The organism is Prevotella sp. E13-17 (assembly GCF_022024035.1).
Classification (GTDB): Bacteria; Bacteroidota; Bacteroidia; order Bacteroidales; family Bacteroidaceae; genus Prevotella.
In genome coordinates, this window is sequence record NZ_CP091787.1 from 535,636 (window position 1) to 558,329 (window position 22,694).

Genomic DNA, 22,694 nt, shown 5'->3' on the forward strand with positions numbered 1-22,694 from the left:
ATTAAGAATTGAAATATGGCTTTCAAGAAAGATTCAAAGACAAAGAATAACTTCACCAAGATCACCATCGGATTGGCCTCTCCCGAGGAAATCCTCGAGAGTTCTTTCGGTGAGGTTACCAAGCCTGAGACCATCAACTATCGTACCTATAAGCCTGAGCGCGACGGTCTGTTCTGTGAGCGTATCTTCGGTCCTACTAAGGACTATGAGTGCGCCTGCGGTAAGTACAAGCGTATCCGCTATAAGGGTATCGTTTGTGACCGATGCGGTGTTGAGGTGACCGAGAAGAAGGTACGTCGTGAGCGTAGCGGACATATTGAACTTGTTGTGCCCGTAGCTCATATCTGGTATTTCCGCAGTTTGCCTAACAAGATTGGCTATCTGCTGGGATTGCCTACAAAGAAGTTGGATGCAATTATCTACTACGAGCGCTACGTCGTTATCCAGCCTGGTGTGCTGGAGGGTCGTAAGGATGCAGAGGGTAATCCTTTGCTGGGCTCACAGAAGTATGACTTGCTCTCTGAAGAAGAGTATAATGATCTGCTCGATAACCAGCTGTCTGAGGACAACTACTATCTGGATGACAGCGATCCTAACAAGTTCGTTGCTAAGATGGGTGCCGAGGCTGTTTATGAACTGCTTCAGGGACTTGACCTTGACTCTCTGTCGTACGAACTGCGTGACCGCGCTAATACCGACTCTTCTCAGCAGCGTAAGAACGAGGCTCTGAAGCGTCTGCAAGTAGTAGAGGCTTTCCGCTCTTCTGTAGAGAAGGGTATTAACCGTCCTGAGTGGATGATCATGAAGATTATCCCTGTGACACCTCCTGAGCTTCGTCCTCTGGTGCCCCTGGATGGTGGACGTTTCGCTACATCGGATTTGAACGACCTCTATCGTCGTGTCATCATCCGTAACAACCGTCTGAAGCGACTGATGGAGATTCATGCTCCTGAGGTGATTCTGCGAAATGAGAAGCGTATGCTGCAGGAGGCTGTTGACTCATTGTTCGACAATAGTCGTAAGTCGTCTGCGGTGAAGAGCGACAGCAACCGTCCTCTGAAGTCTCTCTCTGACTCATTGAAGGGTAAGTCTGGTCGTTTCCGTCAGAACTTGCTCGGTAAGCGTGTTGACTACTCAGCTCGTTCGGTTATCGTCGTTGGTCCTGAGTTGAAGATGGGTGAGTGTGGTCTGCCTAAGTTGATGGCTGCCGAGCTGTATAAGCCATTCATTATCCGTAAGCTTATTGAGCGCGGCATTGTGAAGACTGTTAAGAGCGCCAAGAAGATTGTGGACCGTCGTGAACCTGTGATCTGGGACATCCTGGAGAATGTCATGAAGGGACACCCTGTATTGCTGAACCGTGCACCAACACTGCACCGTCTGGGTATTCAGGCTTTCCAGCCTAAATTGATTGAGGGTAAGGCTATCCAGTTGCACCCATTGGCATGTACGGCGTTCAACGCCGACTTCGATGGTGACCAGATGGCTGTTCACCTCCCCTTGTCAAATGAGGCTATCCTCGAGGCTCAGCTGCTGATGCTGCAGAGCCATAATATTCTGAACCCTGCCAATGGCGCACCTATCACCGTTCCTTCGCAGGATATGGTGCTTGGTCTGTATTATATCACAAAGATTCGTCCGGGAGCTAAGGGTGAGGGACTCTCATTCTATGGCCCAGAAGAGGCTATTATTGCTCACAACGAGGGTAAGTGCGACCTCCATGCACAGGTAAAGGTGATTGTTGACGATGTGGTTGACGGCATCAAGGTGCGTCATCAGGTTGAGACCTCTGTAGGTCGTGTGATTGTCAATGGTATCATTCCTGATGAGGTTGGTTTCGTAAATAAGGTCATCTCTAAGAAGTCTCTGCGTGATATTATTGCCGATGTGATTAAGAACGTAGGTTTTGCAGAGGCTTGTGAGTTCCTTGATGGTATTAAGAACCTGGGTTACCGTATGGCATATCTGGCTGGTCTGTCGTTCAACCTTGATGATATTATCATTCCTAAGGAGAAGGCCGATCTGATTGCTAAGGGTAATGAAGAGGTACAGCAGATCACCGACAACTATAATATGGGATTCATCACCGATAACGAGCGTTATAATCAGGTTATTGATACATGGACACACGTCAATAATGATATCGGTAACATCCTGATGAAGGAGATGACTGAGGCTGACCAGGGCTTCAATGCCGTATTCATGATGCTTGACTCTGGTGCCCGTGGTAGTAAAGACCAGATTAAACAGCTTTCCGGTATCCGTGGTCTGATGGCTAAGCCTCAGAAAGCTGGTGCCGAGGGACATCAGATTATTGAGAACCCCATTCTGTCAAACTTTAAGGAGGGTATGTCTGTGTTGGAGTACTTCATCTCTACGCACGGTGCTCGTAAGGGTTTGGCTGATACGGCCATGAAGACTGCCGACGCTGGTTACCTGACTCGTCGTCTGGTTGACGTTTCACATGACGTGATTATCAACGAGGAAGACTGTGGCACGCTCCGTGGTCTGGTTTGCACAGCCCTGAAGAGCGGTGACGAGGTGATTTCTTCTCTCTCTGAGCGTATCCTGGGTCGTGTATCTGTTCATGACGTGATCAATCCTAAGACCGGTGAGGTGATTGTTCCTGCTGGTGAGGAAATCACCGAGGCTATTGCTGAGGAAATTGAGAAGTCTGAAATCGAGAGCGTTGAGATTCGTTCAGTGCTCACTTGTGAGTCGAAGAAGGGTGTCTGCATGAAGTGTTACGGACGTAACCTCGCAACCCGTCGTATGGTTCAGAAGGGTGAGGCTGTCGGTGTGATTGCCGCACAGGCTATCGGTGAACCTGGTACTCAGCTGACTCTGCGTACGTTCCACGCCGGTGGTGTGGCTGCCAACGCAGCTGCTAATGCAAGTATCGTATCTAAGTACGAGAGTGCACGCATCGAACTCGAGGAGGTACGTACTGTTCCGTTTGATGAGGATGGACGCGAGTGCGAGATGGTTGTCAGCCGTCTGGGTGAACTTCGTTTCGTTGATCCTAATACAAAGATTGTGCTCTCTACGGTGAACGTTCCTTATGGTTCTTCACTCTATTTCAAGAATGGCGACGTGGTTGCTAAGGGCGACAAGATTGCTCAGTGGGACCCATTCAACGCTGTTATTGTAACTGAGTACAGTGGTACCTTGAGATTCAATGATGTCATCGAGGGTGTAACTTTCCGTGCCGAGACCGACGAAACTACTGGCTTGACAGAGAAGATCGTCACTGAGTCTAAGGACAAGACGAAGGTGCCAACCTGTGATGTGCTGGACGCTAATGGCGAGAAAATCGGTACTTATAACTTCCCTGTGGGTGGTCACGTGGTGGTTGAGGATGGACAGACAGTGAAGACTGGTGAAACCCTCGTAAAGATTCCTCGTGCTGCTGCTAAGGGTGGTGATATTACCGCCGGTCTGCCTCGTGTAACTGAGCTCTTCGAGGCTCGTAACCCATCTAACCCTGCTGTCGTAAGTGAAATTGATGGTGAGGTAACCATGGGTAAGGTAAAGCGTGGTAACCGTGAGATCATCGTCACCTCTAAGTCTGGCGACCAGCGTAAGTACTTGGTGTCTCTGTCTAAGCAGATTCTGGTACAGGAACACGATGCTGTTCGTGCTGGTACTCCTCTGTCTGATGGTGCTATCACTCCAAGCGATATCCTTGCCATTAAGGGTCCCACCGCTGTTCAGGAGTATATCGTTAACGAGGTGCAGGACGTGTATCGTCTGCAGGGTATCAAAATCAACGATAAGCACTTCGAGATCATTGTGCGTCAGATGATGCGTAAGGTACAGATTAATGATCCTGGTGATACTTCATTCCTTGAGTCTGACATCATCGATAAGCTTGACTTCGCAGAGGAAAACGATCGTATCTGGGGTAAGAAGGTTGTTGTTGATGCCGGTGACTCTGAGAACCTGCAGAAGGGACAGATCGTCACAGCTCGTCGCTTGCGTGATGAGAACACTTCTCTGAAGCGTCGCGACTTGCGTACCGTTCAGGTGCGCGACGCTGTGCCTGCTACTTCTACTCAGATTCTGCAAGGTATCACACGCGCTGCCCTCCAGACTAAGTCGTTCATGTCGGCTGCATCGTTCCAGGAAACCACGAAGGTTCTGAACGAGGCTGCTATCCGAGGTAAGCAGGACTTCCTCGAAGGCATGAAGGAGAACGTAATCTGCGGTCATTTGATTCCTGCAGGTACTGGTCTGCGTGAGTTTGAGAAGATTATTGTTGGCTCAAAGGAAGACTATGAGCGCATGCAGGCAAACCGCAAAAATGTGTTGGACTTTGTAGAAGAGTCTGTACTCGATGAGAACTAATATGTATCTTACATAATTAGCATTATATTAAAGGCCGAAAGTTTTTGTACTTTCGGCTTTTTTGTTTATTTTTGCATGTCATTAATTATTTAATACCAAAAGAATATGAACGAAAACGATCAGAAACAACAGGGACTTCAAGTAGAACTTTTGCCCGATAAGGCGCAGGGGGAATATGCTAACTTCGCAATTATTACGCATTCTTCGTCAGAGTTTGTCGTTGACTTCGCCCGTATGCTGCCAGGATTGGCTAAGGCACAGGTCCGTAGTCGTGTTATCTTGGCACCTGAACATGCAAAGCGTCTGTTGGGGGCATTACAGGAAAACATTATGCGTTATGAAAAGACCTTTGGGCCTATTAAAATGCCAGAGCAGGCAGGCCCGCGCACTATTGCCCCATTCAATAGCGGCAAAGGCGAAGCATAGGTTGCTCCTTGAATCTTAATTATCACAATTTATATCTCAAAGCATGATCGGTTTTGAGATATAAATTGTTAAAAACCTTATTTTTTGTTAAACTTACACTTTTTAAAGAATATTCCTTTCTTATAAATTAGGTGGATTGGGGAAAATGTCGTACCTTTGCACCCCGAAATGTCCCTGCGATTAACGAGGGGATATTGTGGCGTATAGAATATATACAATATAAATATATAATAAAAACAAAAAATTAAAGTAATTATGCCTACAATTTCACAATTGGTTCGCAAAGGCAGAAAGGAAATCGTTGACAAGTCAAAGTCACCAGCTTTGGATAACTGTCCTCAGCGTCGTGGTGTCTGTGTACGTGTCTATACGACAACTCCTAAAAAGCCTAATTCGGCTATGCGTAAAGTAGCCCGTGTTCGTTTGACTAACCAGAAGGAAGTCAACAGTTACATTCCCGGAGAGGGTCACAACCTGCAGGAGCACTCAATCGTATTGGTGCGTGGTGGTCGTGTAAAAGACCTTCCTGGTGTACGTTATCACATCGTTCGTGGTACTCTTGATACCGCTGGCGTAGCAAACCGCACACAGCGTCGTTCTAAGTACGGTGCTAAGCGTCCAAAGGCCAAGAAGTAAAAACTAACCGGTGAAGGTTAGAAGGCCAAAAACAAAAAGAAACAAACCCGTTTTGCTGGAGAATTGTTAATAGACAGGTTGAGTAAATGCCCGAGAGCGTGGCGTTGAAGAACAGACAAAGAACAGCCCCAAGCAGACAAAAAGAACAAAACAACAAAATGAGAAAAGCAAAACCAAAGAAGCGCGTGATCCTTCCCGATCCCGTGTTCAACGACCAGAAGGTCTCAAAGTTTGTGAATCATCTGATGTTCGACGGTAAAAAGTCGAAGTCTTATGAGATTTTCTACAACTCTCTGGAGATTGTAAAAGACAAGATGAAGGATGCAGAGAAGGCTCCCCTGGAAATCTGGAAGCAGGCTCTGGATAATATCACTCCTCAGGTAGAGGTTAAGAGCCGTCGTATCGGTGGTGCTACTTTCCAGGTCCCCACAGAGATTCGCCCAGACCGTAAGGAGAGCATTTCAATGAAGAATATGATCCAGTTTGCTCGCAAGCGCAGTGGTAAGTCAATGTCTGACAAGCTGGCTGCTGAGATTATGGACGCATTCAATAATCAGGGTGGTGCCTTCAAGCGTAAGGAGGATATGCATCGTATGGCTGAGGCTAACCGTGCATTCGCACACTTCCGCTTCTAATTAAGTTAAAAGGTATAATAGTATAAAGGTAAAGAGACAATGGCAAAACAAGATTTGCATTTGACCCGCAACATCGGTATCATGGCTCACATCGATGCCGGTAAGACTACCACTTCTGAGCGTATCCTGTTCTATACAGGTAAGACCCACAAGATTGGTGAGGTGCACGATGGTGCAGCTACGATGGACTGGATGGCACAGGAGCAGGAGCGCGGTATTACCATTACCTCTGCAGCTACAACCTGCAATTGGAAGTGGAATAACAACAACTATAAGATTAACTTGATCGACACTCCGGGTCACGTGGACTTCACCGCTGAGGTTGAGCGTTCACTGCGTGTGCTCGATGGTGCAGTTGCTACATATTCTGCTGCTGATGGTGTACAGCCTCAGTCAGAGACTGTATGGCGTCAGGCTGATAAGTACAACGTACCTCGCGTAGGTTATGTGAATAAGATGGACCGTTCTGGTGCAGACTTCTTTGAGACTGTACAGCAGATGAGAGATATCCTGGGCGCTAATCCCGTTGTTATTCAGGTGCCCATCGGTGCTGAGGAGAACTTCAAGGGTCTCGTTGACCTTATCAAGATGAAGGCTATTCTGTGGCACGATGAGACTATGGGTGCAGAGTATGATATTGAAGAGATTCCTGCTGACTTGGCAGATGAGTGCGAAGAGTGGCGTATGAAGTTGCTCGAATCGGCTGCTGAGTACGACGAGGCACTGATGGAGAAGTTCTTTGACGATCCTAACTCAATCACTGAGGACGAGATTATCGCTGCTATCCGTAAAGGTACTATCGCTATGGAGTGCACGCCTATGCTCTGTGGTTCTTCTTATAAGAACAAGGGTGTACAGCCTCTGCTTGACTATATCTGCGCATTCCTGCCTTCACCTCTGGATACTGAGGCCGTTATCGGTACCAATCCCGAGACAGATGAGGAGGAAAGTCGTAAGCCCAGCGAGGATGAGGCTACTTCAGCACTCGCATTTAAGATTGCTACTGATCCATATATGGGTCGTCTGGTATTCTTCCGCGTTTACTCAGGTAGCGTGAAGGCTGGTTCTTATGTTTATAATCCTCGTTCTGGTAAGAAGGAACGTATTAGCCGTCTGTTCCAGATGAACTCTAATAAGGAAATTCCTATGGAGTCTATCGATGCTGGTGACATCGGTGCAGGTGTAGGTTTCAAGGATATTCGTACTGGTGATACTCTTTGTGATGAAGAGAAACCCATCGTACTGGAGTCTATGACCTTCCCCGATACCGTTATCTCTATCGCTGTTGAGCCAAAGTCTCAGGCTGATATTGCTAAGTTAGACAATGGTCTTGCTAAGTTGGCTGAAGAAGACCCAACTTTCACCGTTCGTACAGACGAGCAGAGTGGTCAGACCATTATCTCTGGTATGGGTGAGCTTCACCTTGATATTATTATCGACCGTTTGAAGCGTGAGTTTAAGGTAGAATGTAACCAGGGTAAGCCTCAGGTTAACTACAAGGAGGCTATCATGAAGGAGGTAGAAATCGAGGAGACCTACAAGAAGCAGTCTGGTGGTCGCGGTAAGTACGCTAAGATGCTTGTAAAGGTTGGTCCCGTTGATGAGGACTATGATCTGAAGACCAATCCTGGCTTGCAGTTCGTTAACGAGGTTAAGGGTGGTAACATTCCTAAGGAGTTTATCCCATCTATCCAGAAGGGCTTTGAGACCGCGATGAAGAACGGTATCCTTGGTGGTTATCCTGTTGACTCTTTGAAGGTTGTTGTTGTTGATGGTGGTTACCACCCCGTTGACTCTGACCAGCTTTCATTCGAGATTGCAGCTCAGATGGCATACAAGGAGGCTTGTGCAAAGGCTAAGCCCGTGCTGATGGAGCCTATCATGAAGCTCGAGGTTGTTACTCCAGAGGAGAATATGGGTGACGTGATTGGTGACCTCAACAAGCGTCGTGGTCAGGTAGAAGGCATGGAAGAGGCTCGCTCTGGCGCTCGTGTCGTTAAGGCTAAGGTGCCCCTGTCAGAGATGTTTGGTTATGTAACCGCTCTTCGTACCATTACTTCTGGTCGTGCTACCAGCTCAATGGAATATGATCATCACGCTCCTCTGTCAAGTGCTATTGCTAAGGCAGTGCTTGAAGAGGTTAAGGGTCGTGCCGACCTGGTGTAATTATAGGATTTTCATAGCACTATTCATAACAATCCCACCGGTGGAACAGAACGTTCCTACGGTGGGGTTGTTTTTTATTCTTGGGATGTTCTAAAAATTAAATAACTGATAGTCAGATGTTTCTGACGATAATTCGATATAATTTTGTACCTTTGCAGCATCAAACGACGTAATCATGATGAAAACGACGATATATAGGCGACCGATGGATGAGAATCTCTTTGAGGAGGAACTCACCATAGAGGCATTGTCTGCAATGGGTAATCCCCTTGAGCAACTATCAGCCCTTGTGGACTTCGAGATGTTCCGTCCTGAATTGGAGGACATCCTGGTAAAGAAAGACTGCAAATCGACAAATACCAGCCGCAGCTTATTGCCTCTATGGGATAGCTGTGTCTTAACGTCAAATAATCAAGTCAAATGAGTGGATAAACGAACACTTTCGCGAGCCAACGATGCCCTATAAGGCACTGAAACCAACTGAACTGATTCAGAAGGTACGGCTTCCACTCGCAAATATTATTTTTTAGAACTCACCTAATAATATAAAATGTACGTGCGTACCTTATTTGTTTTATTAATCCTGATGCTCGCCTCGGGTGCTAAGGCACAGCAACAGACTGCTGCCTCCATATCCTGTACCGTGAAGAAGGTGCAGGTGGAGCGGCTGCCCGACCTTAACATCCCACGTAGTGGAGGAAGCACGCTGGTCATTAATGGCATCCCATACGTCATGGGAGGTCATACTTCGGGTTTCGTACCCACGCCCACCGCCGAGTATTTCGAGAACGGTGAGTGGCATGTATTGCCTATGGTCTATACCCACGACCACGGCTTGTGCCAGCCACTTCCATCGGGCAAAGTGCTACTGGCTGCTGGTCATGAGAAAGCCTTAGGCATAGGACAGACTTTTACCATGGAACTTTTTGATCCTGAGACACGCACTTTTGAGGGCTATGGCTGCATGGAGAAGAAACGCTTCTTCCCTTCATCGGCCCTGCTGGCAGACGGACGTGTGCTCATCAGTGGCAACTCTTACGAGGAAGACTGCATGGAGGTGTTCGATGGTTCGCGACAGAGCAAGTTCGTCAAGGCGGTGTCGGTCTTCCGGGCTTCTCCTTTCATCTTCCCGATAGCTTCAGACGATGCCCTCGTCATAGGATGCATGGACGGACACATGGCTCTCAACTCCGATACAGTAGTTGTGGATCGCTTGAAAGGCGATGCTCCGCAGATGCCGTTGTTCAACGAGTGGTATCCCATATCCATGCTGCTTCCTAAACCAGCCGAAGATAGTCGTATCAGTCAGGATTCGAGCCAATACACCTATCTGCTCTTGGTGCTTAACAAAAAGAGCCAAGAGGCGGCTATTGCCAAACTGGAGGGCACCGACCTTCAATTGCTGCCTACCGATTGCAGCATCCCCATGAGCGTTGAGGCAGGAGGACGCTTGGAGTGGTTCACGTCTGTCATAGTCGATCGCACTATCCACCGAGGCTATGTCGTGGGGCGTGACGAGAGATTCCATCTGTATGTCCTCGCTGTGGAGTACGACAAGCAGCCCGCTCGCCTTACTCTCTATGAGACGGAACTACAGGATTCCCTGCCTTTCTCTACTCCTGTGCTTCTGCCCGATGGCGATCTGCTGATGACAGGTGGCATTACTGACAATAATTTCACTCCTTTTGCCACCGCGTATCGATTCCACCTTGGCACCACCGATGACGTTGAAGCAGAGGCAGGTAACGGCTGGTTCTGGCTGTCGCTACTCTTCATTGCCGTATTGACGGGCGGTGCCGCCGCTTTATGGCTCCTCAGAAGAAAACGGAAACCACAGTCTGTTGCTGTGCCTGACGACTCTACTCTGCCCGACAATCTGTTGTTGGCGCGTATCTGCGACCTGATGGAGAATGAGAAACCCTATCTGAACAGTGAGTTGAAGGTGGCCGATATGGCTGAGCTGGTAGGTACCAGCAGTCGTAATGTGTCCGACTGCATCAAGGCTGCTCGTGGCTGTTCCTTCTCGCAGTTTGTCAACGCCTACCGTATTGACTATGTCAAGCAGTTGCTTGTCAGTCAGCCTGACATCAAGGTGGCAGCCGTTGCGCTGCAATCGGGCTTCGCCAACGAAATGTCGTTTTTCCGCACCTTCAAGGCCATTACCAGTATGACACCTAAGGAGTGGAAGGATAGCCAAGCTTCCTAAGGGAATACTGAGACAAAAGACGCAAATCGACTAACATTTCTTGCAATTGTTAGTCGGTTTGCGTTTTTTGTTAGTTCCTATATGTCCCTTTTCTGCTATATTTGCACAAAATATTCATACCAATAAATAAAAAAGAGATTATGAAAAGACTACTATTTTCATTCCTGTTCGTTCTCACGGCAATAGCCGGATGGGCACAAGAACAAGAACCAACTATGTTCACCGTAGGTAACTTTAAATATACGGTGACAGACGAAGCTAACCATAAGGTTTCTATAGCAAAAGCCGATGAGGCTACCCTCACTGGCGCACTGGAAATCCCGTCGAGCGTGACCCACGAGGCTGTGACCTACGCGGTGACTTCAGTTGGAGCCGGCGGTTTCTATGAAACAGGAATCACTAGCGTCACCATTCCTGCCTCAGTGACGAGCGTCGGTGACGCTGCTTTCCAAGCCTGCGGCAGCATAACCAGTATCACCATTGAGGATAGCGAGGCTCCTTTGTCTTTGGCAGGAACTTACGGTGAGCGTCCTTTCTGGAATAATGCCAGTATAATCTACCTTGGTCGCAACCTGACTCTGACAGGAGATTATGTAGATTTTCCACTTCTTTATGAAGCTACCAGTGTGGAGCTTGGCCCAAAAGTGACGACCATTAATCCTTATTTATTCTCTGAGAATTCCAAACTTGAAAACCTCACCATCGGCAGTGGTGTGACAACCATCGGTGAGTATGCTTTTAATCGTTGTGGAACCTATTGGGATGACGAAACCCATCAGGGCGTAGAGAATTTGGTGGTGACAATGGGCAGCAATGTTACAACCATCGGTGCATATGCTTTCGAGGAATGTAGTAAACTAAAATCCGTCACTCTGCCTTCAACACTGACAACCATTGGCAACGAGGCATTTTATCTCACAGGTTTAACCAGCATCAGTATTCCTGCCTCAGTGACGAGCATCGGAGATCTTGCATTTCAAAGCTGCGACAACATGACCAGCATCACCATTGAGGATAGCGAGACTCCTTTGTCTTTGGCAGGAACTTACAGTGAGCGTCCTTTATGGAACCCAGCCACCACCATCTACATTGGGCGTAACCTGACTCTGACAGGAGATGATGTGAATTATCCACTTCTTTCTGAAGCTACCAGTGTGGAGCTTGGCCCAAAAGTGACGACCATTAATCCTTATTTATTCTCTGAGAATTCCAAACTTGAAAACCTCACCATCGGCAGTGGTGTGACAACCATCGGTGAGTATGCTTTCTATGGTTGTGGAACCTATTGGGATGACGAAACCCATCAGGGCGTAGAGAATTTGGTGGTGACAATGGGCAGCAACGTCACAAGTATCGGCGCAAATGCTTTCAAGAATTGTGGTAAACTGAAATCCGTCACTCTGCCTTCAACACTGACAACCATTGGCTCAGCAGCGTTTCATTATACTGGTTTAACCAGCATCAGTATTCCTGCCTCAGTGACGAGCATCGGAGATTTTGCATTTCAATACTGCGACAACATGACCAGCATCACCATTGAGGATAGCGAGACTCCTTTGTCCTTGGCAGGAACTTACAGTGAGCGTCCTTTATGGAACCCAGCCACCACCATCTACATTGGGCGTAACCTGACTCTGACAGGAGAAGATGTGAATTATCCACTTCTTGAAAATGCTACCAGTGTGGAGTTCGGTCCGCAGGTGACTGTCATTCCCAACTATTTGTTCTCCGGAGTGACGTTGTCCAGTGTGAAGGTTCCTTGGCTGACACCTGTAACCCTGAACGCTACGACCTTCTCTGAATACACATATACCAACGCCACGCTGTGGGTTCCTGGCGGTACGAAGGAAGCCTACGAGGCAGCCACTAATTGGAAGGAGTTCGCTAACATGGACTTCTCCAGCTTCGTAGTTAGAATCACAGGTTCGGATCATGGTACACTGGCAGTCGCTGATATCAGTTCCACCAACGGTGAGGAGGAGACAACTCTCATCGACCGTGGTGAAGATGCCGTGTTCACAGTGACACTTGCTACTGGTTATGAAGCATCGACCTTTACTGTAAATGGTGAGGCTGCCGCATTAACGGACAATAGCTATACCGTAGAAGATTTGTCAGCTGACCAGACGGTAGTGGCAGGCTTTACAGCTATCAACTACACCATCGGCTATGACTTGGCAGGCGGTTCTGTGGCTAGCGCCAACCCCGCTACGTATACCATTGAGAGCACTGCTATTACCCTTAATAACCCCACTCGTGAAGGATATACTTTTACAGGATGGACGGGTACAGGGTTGGATGCTGCCACAACAACAGTAACCATTGCTGCAGGTTCAACAGGAAACCGCAGCTATACCGCCACATGGACACCTATTACATATAATATTGTGTACACGATGGATGGCGGTACGGCTACTCCTGATAACCCCACGACTTACACCATCGAGACCGAGACCTTCACGCTGAACAACCCAACGAAGACTGGCTACGATTTTGCAGGCTGGAAGCTCAATGGCGTAGGCGAGGCTATGATGACTGTCACTATCGCTCAGGGCAGCACAGGCCACTTGGCATACACAGCCACATGGACGCCGATTGTATATGAAATCGCCTACACCCTCGACGGTGGCACGGCCACTAACCCCGCCACCTACACCATCGAGACCGAGACCTTCACGCTGAACAACCCGACGAAGGCTGGTTACGACTTCGCAGGCTGGAAGCTGAATGGTGTGGGCGAGGCTATGATGACTGTCACCATCACTCAGGGCAGCACAGGCCACTTGGCATATACCGCCACATGGACACCTACTGTATATAATATTGTGTACATGATGGATGGCGGTACGGCTACTCCTGCTAATCCCACGACTTACACCATCGAGACCGAGACCTTCACGCTGAACAACCCCACCAAGACGGGTTACACCTTTAAGGGTTGGAAACAGAATGGCGAGGGCGGTGCAATGATGACTGTCACCATTTCTCAGGGCAGCACAGGTCACCTGGCCTACACCGCTACATGGCAGGTGAATCAGTACACCATTACCTTCGACAGCAATGGCGGTTCGGCGGTAGATGTTATCACTCAGGACTACGGTAGCACCGTGATACCTCCTGCCGAACCTACAAAGACTGGTTACGACTTCGCTGGATGGACTCCCGCATTGCCCGCAACGATGCCTGCTGAGAACATCACCGTGACAGCCAACTGGACGGTGAAGACTTATACCGTGAGCATCACGGGTACTGGCGTTAGTGCCGACAATATGAATCCTAAGTATGGTGACGATGTGGTGATTACCATTGCCGCTGACGAAGATCGTACGCTGAACACACTGACTGTTAACAATGTCGATGTGACGGCACAGGTAGTCAACAACCAGTACACTATCCAGAATGTTACTGGCAACGTGGTTGTTGTAGCTACCTTCAACGCTACGAAGGAGTTCATTACTCTGGCTCAGGGCGTGGGAACCTTCAGCTGCGCTCAAGACCTGAACTTCACCGGCAGTGGACTGAAGGCTTACATCGCCGCTGGTTATAGCTATAACAAGGAAGAATCTCAGGTACTTCTGGTACGTGTCTATGACATTCCTGCTGGCACGGGTCTCTATCTGAAGGGTGAGGCTGGTGTCACCTATAAGATTCCATATAGCACTTCGCAGGCCTACTATGTGAATATGCTCAAAGCAAACCTCACTGCAAGCTCGATTGCCAAGACTTCTGGCGACATGAGCAACTTCCTGCTCAACAAGGTGGACGGCGAATATAAATTCTGCGCTCCCTCGGCGACGGCAACGCTTGGAGCCCAAAAGGCTTACCTGCAGGTGCCTACCTCGTTTATGTCAGGTTTAGAGGAAGCTCGTGCTATCAGCATTGCTTTCGAGGATGATGGAACCACTAATATCAGCGATTTCGAACTGTTCACCAACAGCAATGAGCATCTCTATAACCTGAAGGGACAACGCGTAGAGAAGGCTGGACGTGGCCTCTATATTAAGAATGGTAAGAAGGTCGTGATAAAATAACTTTAAAAGGTATGAAACAGATGAAGAAAACATATCAACAACCCGTCACAAGGGAACTGCTTATCAAGGCAGTTCCCCTGCTGGCAGGCTCCTATTTACTAGAAGGAGAAACAGAAAATGGAGGAGGAATTGATCCTGATACCGAGGTTGATACAGGTTTAAGTCGTCGTAACAATTTCTGGGACGAAGACTGAGGACTGTGATTAATGGCTTCGGCTGGGCAAGGCTGCCTAAGTCCTTCATGGCAGAGAACACCGTGTTCCTGCTGCTGACGGCGTTCATACGTCGCTCGGCTATGCCGCTTTCCATAGCAAGAACTTCTACAAGTTCCTTATGGGCAGGCTGGACACAAAAGCCTTCGGACTGAAGAAAACAAGCCGCATCAAAGCCTTCGTGTTCAAGTTCTTTGCAAGCAAAGCGGCATAGCCGAGCGCATCAGCGTGCCAGCCAAGTGGATAAGAACGGAAAGGCACTATCAGCTGAATATCTACACGGACAACAAATCATATCAGAACCCTTTTGCATTCACTGACGGCTAAGAAACCGAATTCGCGGGTTAACGGCAGCATAAAGCCCCTGTAATGCTTGACGGGGTAAGGGGAAACTGGGCATGACCCATGCATAATCACGTCTGTACTGGCAAGACTATCGTTAGATGGAGAAGCAAACTACAAAATTAGTCAGCATCACTATTAGTTGCGGATTTTAGGTTTTATGCAAAGAAAATTATAATCTTATTATAAAGCGCTGGTGTGGCCTGTCTTTTAGTATTATTTAGCACTATAATGCTCCTTGTTCGGCATAAAAAGGCGTAAAAGTTTGGCGGACTCGGAAAAAATGTGTACCTTTGCAACCCGAAATCAGTCTGCCGTTGAGCAAATGACTCTTTAGCGGCAGGCGGTGAAAGTTTAAAAATTAAAAGATTAACAAATTAAAAGACAATGAGTCAAAAAATTCGTATCAAGCTGAAGAGCTACGACCACAAACTCGTAGATAAGTCAGCAGAAAAGATTGTGAAGGCTGTAAAGGCTACTGGTGCAATCATTAGTGGTCCAATTCCCCTTCCCACACACAAGCGTATCTTCACCGTTAACCGCTCTACCTTCGTTAACAAGAAGTCTCGTGAGCAGTTCCAGTTGTCAGACTACAAGCGTCTGATTGACATCTATAGCTCTACAGCCAAGACTGTTGATGCTCTGATGAAGCTTGAGCTTCCCAGCGGTGTTGAAGTTGAGATCAAGGTGTAGTTTCTTAATCTCAATCTATAGTATAAGCGATGCTTCTGACGTGATGCATCGCTTTTTTAGTTTTATTAAATAGTCTTTTTGTTTCATTTTGTTTCTTTTTTGCTAACTTTGCAGCCAATTTGAAACTATTTACAGATTATTTACTTTGTAAAATGAAAAAAATCTATCTTATCGGTCTGTTGGCAGTTTTCTTTTCAACAAATGTATGGGGGCAGATGGTGAATCCTGTGCACTTTACATCACAACTTAAAATGCTCGCTAACGACCAGGCTGAGATTATCTTCTCGGCAACCATCGATCCAGGTTGGCATGTGTATTCAACTGATTTGGGTGACGATGGTCCTGTTTCGGCTACGTTCAATGCTGTCAAGTTGGAAGGCGTAGAGAAAGTTGGAAAACTGACTCCACGAGGTCAAGTCATCAAGCAATATGATAAGATGTTCGATATGGAGCTACGCTTCTTCGAGACGAAAGCCACTTTTGTGCAGAAAGTACGTTTCACGAAGCCACAATATGTCATTGATTGCTATTTGGAATATGGTTCGTGCAACGATGAAATGTGTATGCCTCCTTCACAGGTTGAGTTCAAAAAAAGCGGCAACGTGACGTTAGCTGCTCAGCCAGTCGAAAATGCAGAGCAGAGTGGGACACTCGATTCTATCGTCGCAACTGTCGAGGCGCAGGCCGATACCATCGTTGCTGCCCCGGCAGATTCTGTCCTTTCTGCACTCTGGGCACCATCATCGCCCCTGAGCGATGGCACGAGTGAGACACCATCCTCGCTGTTCTATATCTTGTTGATGGGTTTTGTTGGTGGGTTGCTGGCAGTCTTGATGCCTTGCATCTGGCCCATCATTCCCATGACGGTGTCGTTTTTCCTGAAACGCGCCAAGACCGACAAGAAGAAAGGTGTTCGCGATGCCATTACCTATGGTCTGAGCATCATTGTCATTTATCTCGGCATGGGGCTCTTGGTGACCGCATTCTTTGGCAGCGATACACTCAATGCCATGTCAACGAATGCGGTGTTCAATGTGTTCTTGTTTCTGTTGTTGGTGGTGTTTGCCCTGTCTTTCTTCGGATGGTTCGAAATTAAGTTGCCAGGATCGTGGGCCGACAAGGTTGATTCCAAGGCATCAGAGACCAGTGGCTTGCTGTCCATCTTCCTGATGGCATTCACTCTGGTGTTGGTATCCTTCTCGTGCACCGCCCCCATCATTGGCTTGCTGCTCGTAGAGACCACGACCAGTGGCAACTGGTTGGCTCCGGCCTTAGGCATGTTTGGCTTTGCCTTTGCATTGGCCCTGCCCTTCACGCTGTTTGCCCTCTTCCCCACATGGCTGAAACAGGCTCCTCGTTCAGGTTCGTGGATGACCACGTTGAAGGTGGTCTTAGGTTTTGTAGAGCTAGCCTTCGCTTTGAAGTTTTTGTCTGTTGCCGATCTGGCTTACGGCTGGCATATCCTCGATCGCGAGGTGTTCCTCTCACTTTGGATTGTCATCTTCGGCTTGTTGGGTGCCTACCTCTGTGGCTGGCTTAAATTCCAGGAAGACGAGGTGGGTGGCGATCTGAATAAACCGATGCCTGTAGTTTGCATCATGGGTGGACTCGTCTCGTTCGCTTTCGCCATTTACATGATTCCTGGCTTGTGGGGTGCGCCCTGTAAGGCCGTCAGTGCTTTTGCACCACCTGTCAATACACAAGACTTCAATCTGAACAATAAAGTGGTAGAAGCTAAGTACACCGATTATGAAGCAGGTATGGCTGCGGCCCGCCAGCAAGGCAAACCCGTCTTCCTCGATTTCACAGGCTTCGGGTGTGTCAACTGTCGTAAGATGGAGGCAGCCGTGTGGACCGACCCGCGTGTAGCAGACAAGCTCACCAATGACTATATCCTCATCTCTCTCTTTGTTGACGATAAGACGCCATTGGCAGAGCCCATGGTCGTTACCGATGAGCAGGGGCGCACTAAGACCTTGCACACTGTCGGTGCCAAGTGGAGCTATCTGCAGAGCCATAAGTTTGGTGCCAATGCGCAGCCCTACTATGTCATCCTTGATCCGGTGACGGCTCAGCCCCTCAGTGGCAGCCGCGCCTACGACGAAGATGTGACCGCCTATCTGAAGTTCTTGGATGGCGGTCTGGAGAACTATCGCAAGGGCAACTGATGCTTATTTGGGCCGAATATTAAAAGGCAGGGATCACCTTGCCTTTTTCCCTTTTTATTATAGCAGTGCCTAAGTCTATGACCTCAACCATCCACCGCGACGGTTACACTTCACGATGTGCCCCCCCCCTGTTGTCGTGGATAGGAGCCTGTTCAAGATGGTATTCAACGATGACAGAACGTATGGTGCGATGATCTGCCTGTTAGTGATGTCTCGCAGGAATGCAGTGTTGAATAGTTAAACTTTCATAAAAGTTTGAGTTTTGAGGGTGCTGAGTATATGAAGTTCCATTTAATTATTGTACCTTTGCACCCGCAAAAAGTGGTCGTTGCGCTGGCTAAAAGCTATCAATACACTGAAAAAGAGCAGTTTAACCTTTGGTAAAGGAGGTTGTGGGCTGCATCCTTTTTGTGTGTATATAAAGATGGCAGCCGCAAGATGATGCTTTGAAAAGATAGTAACAAAACTTATTTATAACTCATTTATTTAAAATTTTAAAACTGAAATGCCAGGATTATTAGGAAGAAAAATCGGAATGACATCCGTTTTCAGTGCCGACGGTAAGAATGTACCGTGCACTGTTATCGAAGCTGGTCCTTGCGTTGTGACACAGGTCAAGACCGTAGAGAAGGATGGCTACAAGGCCGTTCAGCTCGCATTCGGTGAAAAGAAAGAGAAGAACACCACCAAAGCGATGATGGGCGTCTTCAAGAAGGCCGGCACAACACCAAAGGCCCACTTGGCCGAGTTCAAGTTTGATGAGGACTACAACTTAGGTGACACACTCACCGTAGAGCTTTTCGCAGATGCAGAGTTCGTAGATGTTGTAGGTACATCAAAAGGTAAAGGATTCCAAGGCGTTGTTAAACGTCATGGTTTCGGTGGTGTAGGTCAGAGCACTCACGGTCAGGACGACCGTCTGCGTAAGCCAGGTTCTATCGGTGCTTGTTCTTACCCCGCAAAGGTATTCAAGGGTATGCGCATGGGTGGCCACATGGGATGTGATCGTGTGACAACTCAGAACTTGAAAGTGTTAAAGGTGATTCCGGAGCACAACCTCCTCCTCGTGAAGGGTAGCTGCGCTGGTTGCAATGGTTCAACTGTATTAATTGAGAAGTAAAGATGGAAGTTAGTGTATTGAATATCAACGGTCAGGAGACCGGAAGAAAGGTGGTTCTGAATGACGCCATCTTCGCAGTTGAGCCTAACGATCACGTCATCTATCTGGACGTAAAGCAGTACATGGCCAACCAGCGCCAGGGCAACGCTAAGTCAAAGGAGCGCAGCGAGATCAGCGGTTCTACCCGCAAGCTCGGTCGTCAGAAGGGCGGCGGCGGTGCTCGTCATGGTGATATCAACTCACCTCTGTTGCGTGGTGGCGCCCGTGTGTTTGGTCCCACACCTCGTGACTACGGCTTCAAGCTGAACAAGAAAGTGAAGGCACTTGCTCGTAAGTCTGCTCTGACTTACAAAGCTCAGGAGAATGCAATTGTTGTCGTTGAGGACTTCGATTTCGAGGCTCCCAAGACCAAGGAGATGGTAAACATTGCAAAGAACCTGAAGGTGGATGGCAAGAAGTTGCTCTTCGTTCTGCCCGAGGCTAATAAGAATGTATATCTGTCAGCTCGCAACCTGCAGAAGGCCGAGGTTCTCGAGGCTTCAAAGGTTAATACCTATAAGGTGCTGAACGCAGATGTACTGGTGATTACAGAGAAATCACTTGAGACTATCGACGGAATCTTAAACAAGTAAAAAGGATACAACAGATATGGCATTTATCGTAAAACCACTGGTCACTGAGAAGATGACCAAGATCACGGAGAAGCAGCCTAACCGCTATGGTTTCGTTGTACGTCCTGAGGCTAACAAGCTTGAGATTAAGAAGGAAGTCGAGGCAATGTACAACGTAACGGTTGAGGATGTAAACACAATCCGTTATGCAGGTAAGCGCAGTCAGCGCTACACGAAGGCAGGTCTCGTGAAGGGACAGAAGAATGCCTTCAAGAAGGCTATTGTCACTCTGAAAGAGGGTGAGGAAATTGATTTTTACAGCAATATTGATTAATAGAAATGGCAGTACGTAAATTAAAGCCCGTAACTCCGGGTCAAAGACACAAAATTATTGGCACGTTCGAGGATATTACTGCATCCGTGCCAGAGAAGTCTCTCGTTTACGGTAAGCGTTCAACCGGTGGTCGAAACAACACCGGTAAGATGACCGTTCGCTACATGGGTGGCGGCCACAAGAAGAAGTATCGTCTGATCGACTTCAAGCGAGAGAAAGATGGTGTTCCTGCTGTAGTAAAGACAATCGAGTACGATCCTAACCGTTCTGCTCGCATTGCTCTGCTCTACTATGCAGATGGTGAAAAACGTTACATTATTGCTCCTAATGGACTGCAGGTTGGTACGACTCTGATGTCTGGAGCTGAGGCTGCACCTGAGATTGGTAACGCCCTTCCGCTCGCCAACATCCCCGTAGGTACGGTGGTTCACAACATTGAGCTCCGTCCTGGTCAGGGTGCTCTGCTCGTTCGTTCGGCAGGTAATTTTGCTCAGTTGACTTCTCGCGAAGGAAGCTACTGCGTGATTAAGCTCCCCTCAGGAGAGACACGTAAGGTGCTTTCTGCTTGTAAGGCTACCGTAGGTGCTGTGGGCAACTCTGACCATGCGCTGGAGGCATCAGGTAAGGCTGGTCGCTCTCGCTGGTTGGGACGTCGTCCTCACAACCGTGGTGTTGTCATGAACCCACATGATCACCCAATGGGTGGTGGTGAAGGCCGTCAGTCTGGTGGACACCCACGTTCACGTAAGGGTCTGTACGCTAAGGGTCTGAAGACACGTGCACCTAAGAAGCTTTCAAACAAGTACATCATTGAAAGAGCTAACAAGAAGTAAACAAGAAATCAAGAGTTAAATTATGAGTCGTTCATTAAAGAAAGGTCCTTATATCAACGTTGCTCTCGAGAAGAAAGTTCTCGCTATGAATGAGAGCGGCAAGAAGAACGTCGTAAAGACTTGGGCCAGAGCATCAATGATTTCCCCCGATTTCGTGGGACACACTGTTGCAGTTCATAACGGTAACAAATTTATCCCTGTTTACATTACTGAGAACATGGTAGGTCACAAGCTCGGTGAGTTCGCACCCACACGTCGCTTCGGTGGTCACGCCGGTAATAAGAAGTAATGCCCCAGGGTGAATTAAGAATTAAAAATTAGAATTAAGAATTACAATGGGAGCAAGAAAACATATTAAGGCTGAAGAAAGAAAAGCAGCTCTTAAGACACAGTATTTTGCAAAGCTGAAAGGCTGCCCTTCTTCTCCACGCAAGATGCGTTATGTCGTTGACATGATCCGCGGCATGGAGGTGAACCGCGCACTTGGTGTGCTGCGCTTCTCAAAGAAGGCTGCTGCAGCTGATGTGGAGAAGCTTCTCCGCTCAGCTATTAATAACTGGGAGCAGAAGAACGATCGCAAGGCCGAGGCTGGCGAACTGTTCATCACTCGCGCCTTCGTTGACGAGGGTGTTACACTGAAGCGCATGCGCCCCGCACCTCAGGGTCGCGGCTATCGCATCCGCAAGCGCAGTAACCACGTCACTCTGTTTGTTGACGCTAAAACTAACGACGTAAAAGAATAATAGAATGGGACAGAAAGTAAATCCAATTAGCAACCGTCTAGGTATTGTTAGAGGTTGGGAGTCAAACTGGTTCGGTGGTAAGGACTTCGGAGACAACCTGGTTGAAGACCAGAAGATCCGTAAGTATCTCAACGAGCGTTTGGCTAAGGCTAGCGTTTCGAAGATTTTCATCGAACGCACTCTGAAGCTGATTACCATTACTATTTGCACGGCTCGTCCGGGTATCGTCATTGGTAAAGGTGGACAGGACGTTGACAACTTGAAGGACGAACTGAAGAAGTTGTTCGACAAGGACGTTCAGATCAATATTTTCGAAGTTAAGCGTCCAGAACTGGATGCCACAATCGTTGCCACAAACATCGCTCGCCAGATTGAGGGCAAGATTGCTTATCGTCGCGCCATCAAGCAGGCTATCGCTAACACCATGCGTGCTGGTGCCGAGGGTATCAAAGTTCAGATCTCAGGACGTCTGAATGGCGCAGAAATCGCACGCAGCGAGATGCTGAAAGAGGGACGTACTCCTCTGCACACTTTCCGTGCTGACATCGATTTCTGTCAGGCAGAAGCTCTTACCAAGGTAGGACTGCTGGGTATCAAGGTTTGGATTTGCCGTGGCGAAATCTACGGTAAGGTTGACCTCACTCCTAACTTCTCTCAGGAGAAGCAGCAAGGTGGCCGTAACAACGGCGGTAACAATGGTGGCCGTAAGTTCCGTGGTGGTAAGAAGAATAATAACCGTTAAAAGAAAGAGAAGCTATCATGTTACAGCCAAAGAGAGTAAGATATAGAAGACCTCAAGACGGACGTGGCAATAAAGGCAACGCCCACAGAGGTACGACATTGGCTTTCGGTTCTTTCGGCATCAAGACTCTTGACGCTAAATGGATTGACAGCCGTCAGATTGAGGCAGCTCGTGTTGCTATCAACCGTTACATGAACCGTGAAGGTCAGGTATGGATCCGCATCTTCCCCGACAAACCCATCACTCGCAAACCTGCTGACGTCCGAATGGGTAAAGGTAAGGGTGATCCCGCAGGATGGGTTGCACCTGTGACACCAGGCCGTATCCTCTTCGAGGTAGAGGGCGTTCCCTTCGATGTGGCAAAAGAGGCTCTGCGTCTCGGTGCCCAGAAGCTGCCCGTAAAGACCAAGTTTGTTGTAAGACGTGACTACGATAAAAACGCTTAATTA

General features: G+C 48.1%; 18 protein-coding genes and 2 pseudogenes. All 20 read left to right on the forward strand.

Annotation, left to right across the window (positions count from 1 at the left end; genetic code table 11):
• Nucleotides 1-15: 15 nt before the first annotated feature.
• Nucleotides 16-4,347 carry a DNA-directed RNA polymerase subunit beta' gene (rpoC, locus tag L6472_RS01830; RefSeq protein WP_237806668.1) on the forward strand — a complete coding sequence of 1,444 codons (4,332 nt, stop codon included), beginning with the start codon at nt 16-18 and terminating at the stop codon, nt 4,345-4,347.
• Between the two features lie 105 nt (nt 4,348-4,452).
• Nucleotides 4,453-4,773, forward strand: coding sequence for a DUF3467 domain-containing protein (locus L6472_RS01835; protein WP_237806670.1), 321 nt, complete (start codon nt 4,453-4,455; stop codon nt 4,771-4,773).
• Nucleotides 4,774-5,028: 255 nt separating this feature from the next.
• On the forward strand, nt 5,029-5,409 hold the full coding sequence (gene rpsL / locus L6472_RS01840; protein ID WP_027448966.1) for a 30S ribosomal protein S12: 381 nt from the start codon (nt 5,029-5,031) through the stop codon (nt 5,407-5,409).
• 158 nt (nt 5,410-5,567) lie between these two features.
• Nucleotides 5,568-6,044, forward strand: coding sequence for a 30S ribosomal protein S7 (gene rpsG, locus L6472_RS01845; RefSeq protein WP_027448967.1), 477 nt, complete (start codon nt 5,568-5,570; stop codon nt 6,042-6,044).
• Between the two features lie 39 nt (nt 6,045-6,083).
• The gene (gene fusA / locus L6472_RS01850) at nt 6,084-8,210 is read left to right on the forward strand and encodes an elongation factor G (protein WP_237806672.1); all 2,127 of its coding nucleotides are present in this window, start codon (nt 6,084-6,086) and stop codon (nt 8,208-8,210) included.
• Nucleotides 8,211-8,385: 175 nt separating this feature from the next.
• Nucleotides 8,386-8,565 (forward strand): annotated as a pseudogene (locus L6472_RS01855) (IS5/IS1182 family transposase); the annotation flags it as partial.
• 201 nt (nt 8,566-8,766) lie between these two features.
• Nucleotides 8,767-10,416, forward strand: coding sequence for a helix-turn-helix domain-containing protein (locus tag L6472_RS01860; RefSeq protein WP_237806674.1), 1,650 nt, complete (start codon nt 8,767-8,769; stop codon nt 10,414-10,416).
• Between the two features lie 140 nt (nt 10,417-10,556).
• On the forward strand, nt 10,557-14,447 hold the full coding sequence (locus tag L6472_RS01865) for a leucine-rich repeat protein (protein WP_237806677.1): 3,891 nt from the start codon (nt 10,557-10,559) through the stop codon (nt 14,445-14,447).
• Between the two features lie 11 nt (nt 14,448-14,458).
• Nucleotides 14,459-14,641, forward strand: a complete 183-nt coding sequence (locus L6472_RS01870; protein WP_237806679.1) for a hypothetical protein — start codon at nt 14,459-14,461, stop codon at nt 14,639-14,641.
• Between the two features lie 11 nt (nt 14,642-14,652).
• Nucleotides 14,653-14,986: pseudogene (locus L6472_RS01875) on the forward strand (hypothetical protein); the annotation flags it as partial.
• 402 nt (nt 14,987-15,388) lie between these two features.
• The gene (rpsJ, locus tag L6472_RS01880; protein ID WP_027448969.1) at nt 15,389-15,694 is read left to right on the forward strand and encodes a 30S ribosomal protein S10; all 306 of its coding nucleotides are present in this window, start codon (nt 15,389-15,391) and stop codon (nt 15,692-15,694) included.
• A gap of 152 nt (nt 15,695-15,846) precedes the next feature.
• Entirely contained in the window at nt 15,847-17,862 is a 2,016-nt protein-coding gene (locus L6472_RS01885) for a protein-disulfide reductase DsbD (protein ID WP_237806681.1), read from the forward strand.
• 505 nt (nt 17,863-18,367) lie between these two features.
• Complete coding sequence (gene rplC, locus L6472_RS01890) at nt 18,368-18,982, forward strand: 50S ribosomal protein L3 (RefSeq protein WP_027448971.1); 615 nt, start codon at nt 18,368-18,370, stop codon at nt 18,980-18,982.
• A 2-nt stretch (nt 18,983-18,984) separates the two neighbouring features.
• Complete coding sequence (rplD, locus tag L6472_RS01895) at nt 18,985-19,614, forward strand: 50S ribosomal protein L4 (protein WP_237806683.1); 630 nt, start codon at nt 18,985-18,987, stop codon at nt 19,612-19,614.
• Between the two features lie 16 nt (nt 19,615-19,630).
• Nucleotides 19,631-19,927 carry a 50S ribosomal protein L23 gene (rplW, locus tag L6472_RS01900; protein WP_027448973.1) on the forward strand — a complete coding sequence of 99 codons (297 nt, stop codon included), beginning with the start codon at nt 19,631-19,633 and terminating at the stop codon, nt 19,925-19,927.
• A gap of 5 nt (nt 19,928-19,932) precedes the next feature.
• Complete coding sequence (gene rplB, locus L6472_RS01905; RefSeq protein ID WP_027448974.1) at nt 19,933-20,760, forward strand: 50S ribosomal protein L2; 828 nt, start codon at nt 19,933-19,935, stop codon at nt 20,758-20,760.
• Between the two features lie 22 nt (nt 20,761-20,782).
• Nucleotides 20,783-21,049, forward strand: a complete 267-nt coding sequence (gene rpsS, locus L6472_RS01910; protein WP_027448975.1) for a 30S ribosomal protein S19 — start codon at nt 20,783-20,785, stop codon at nt 21,047-21,049.
• A 46-nt stretch (nt 21,050-21,095) separates the two neighbouring features.
• Nucleotides 21,096-21,503, forward strand: coding sequence for a 50S ribosomal protein L22 (rplV, locus tag L6472_RS01915; RefSeq protein ID WP_027448976.1), 408 nt, complete (start codon nt 21,096-21,098; stop codon nt 21,501-21,503).
• 4 nt (nt 21,504-21,507) lie between these two features.
• On the forward strand, nt 21,508-22,245 hold the full coding sequence (gene rpsC / locus L6472_RS01920) for a 30S ribosomal protein S3 (protein ID WP_027448977.1): 738 nt from the start codon (nt 21,508-21,510) through the stop codon (nt 22,243-22,245).
• 17 nt (nt 22,246-22,262) lie between these two features.
• Nucleotides 22,263-22,691, forward strand: a complete 429-nt coding sequence (gene rplP, locus L6472_RS01925; RefSeq protein WP_027448978.1) for a 50S ribosomal protein L16 — start codon at nt 22,263-22,265, stop codon at nt 22,689-22,691.
• The last annotated feature ends 3 nt before the right edge of the window (nt 22,692-22,694 follow it).

Excerpts from the sequence above, each read along its gene's own strand:
- rpoC (WP_237806668.1), top strand. The coding sequence starts at position 16 with ATGGCTTTCAAGAAAGATTCAAAGACAAAGAATAACTTCACCAAGATC.
- L6472_RS01835 (WP_237806670.1), top strand. The coding sequence starts at position 4,453 with ATGAACGAAAACGATCAGAAACAACAGGGACTTCAAGTAGAACTTTTG.
- rpsL (WP_027448966.1), top strand. The coding sequence starts at position 5,029 with ATGCCTACAATTTCACAATTGGTTCGCAAAGGCAGAAAGGAAATCGTT.
- rpsG (WP_027448967.1), top strand. The coding sequence starts at position 5,568 with ATGAGAAAAGCAAAACCAAAGAAGCGCGTGATCCTTCCCGATCCCGTG.
- fusA (WP_237806672.1), top strand. The coding sequence starts at position 6,084 with ATGGCAAAACAAGATTTGCATTTGACCCGCAACATCGGTATCATGGCT.
- L6472_RS01865 (WP_237806677.1), top strand. The coding sequence starts at position 10,557 with ATGAAAAGACTACTATTTTCATTCCTGTTCGTTCTCACGGCAATAGCC.
- L6472_RS01870 (WP_237806679.1), top strand. The coding sequence starts at position 14,459 with ATGAAACAGATGAAGAAAACATATCAACAACCCGTCACAAGGGAACTG.
- rpsJ (WP_027448969.1), top strand. The coding sequence starts at position 15,389 with ATGAGTCAAAAAATTCGTATCAAGCTGAAGAGCTACGACCACAAACTC.
- L6472_RS01885 (WP_237806681.1), top strand. The coding sequence starts at position 15,847 with ATGAAAAAAATCTATCTTATCGGTCTGTTGGCAGTTTTCTTTTCAACA.
- rplC (WP_027448971.1), top strand. The coding sequence starts at position 18,368 with ATGCCAGGATTATTAGGAAGAAAAATCGGAATGACATCCGTTTTCAGT.
- rplD (WP_237806683.1), top strand. The coding sequence starts at position 18,985 with ATGGAAGTTAGTGTATTGAATATCAACGGTCAGGAGACCGGAAGAAAG.
- rplW (WP_027448973.1), top strand. The coding sequence starts at position 19,631 with ATGGCATTTATCGTAAAACCACTGGTCACTGAGAAGATGACCAAGATC.
- rplB (WP_027448974.1), top strand. The coding sequence starts at position 19,933 with ATGGCAGTACGTAAATTAAAGCCCGTAACTCCGGGTCAAAGACACAAA.
- rpsS (WP_027448975.1), top strand. The coding sequence starts at position 20,783 with ATGAGTCGTTCATTAAAGAAAGGTCCTTATATCAACGTTGCTCTCGAG.
- rplV (WP_027448976.1), top strand. The coding sequence starts at position 21,096 with ATGGGAGCAAGAAAACATATTAAGGCTGAAGAAAGAAAAGCAGCTCTT.
- rpsC (WP_027448977.1), top strand. The coding sequence starts at position 21,508 with ATGGGACAGAAAGTAAATCCAATTAGCAACCGTCTAGGTATTGTTAGA.
- rplP (WP_027448978.1), top strand. The coding sequence starts at position 22,263 with ATGTTACAGCCAAAGAGAGTAAGATATAGAAGACCTCAAGACGGACGT.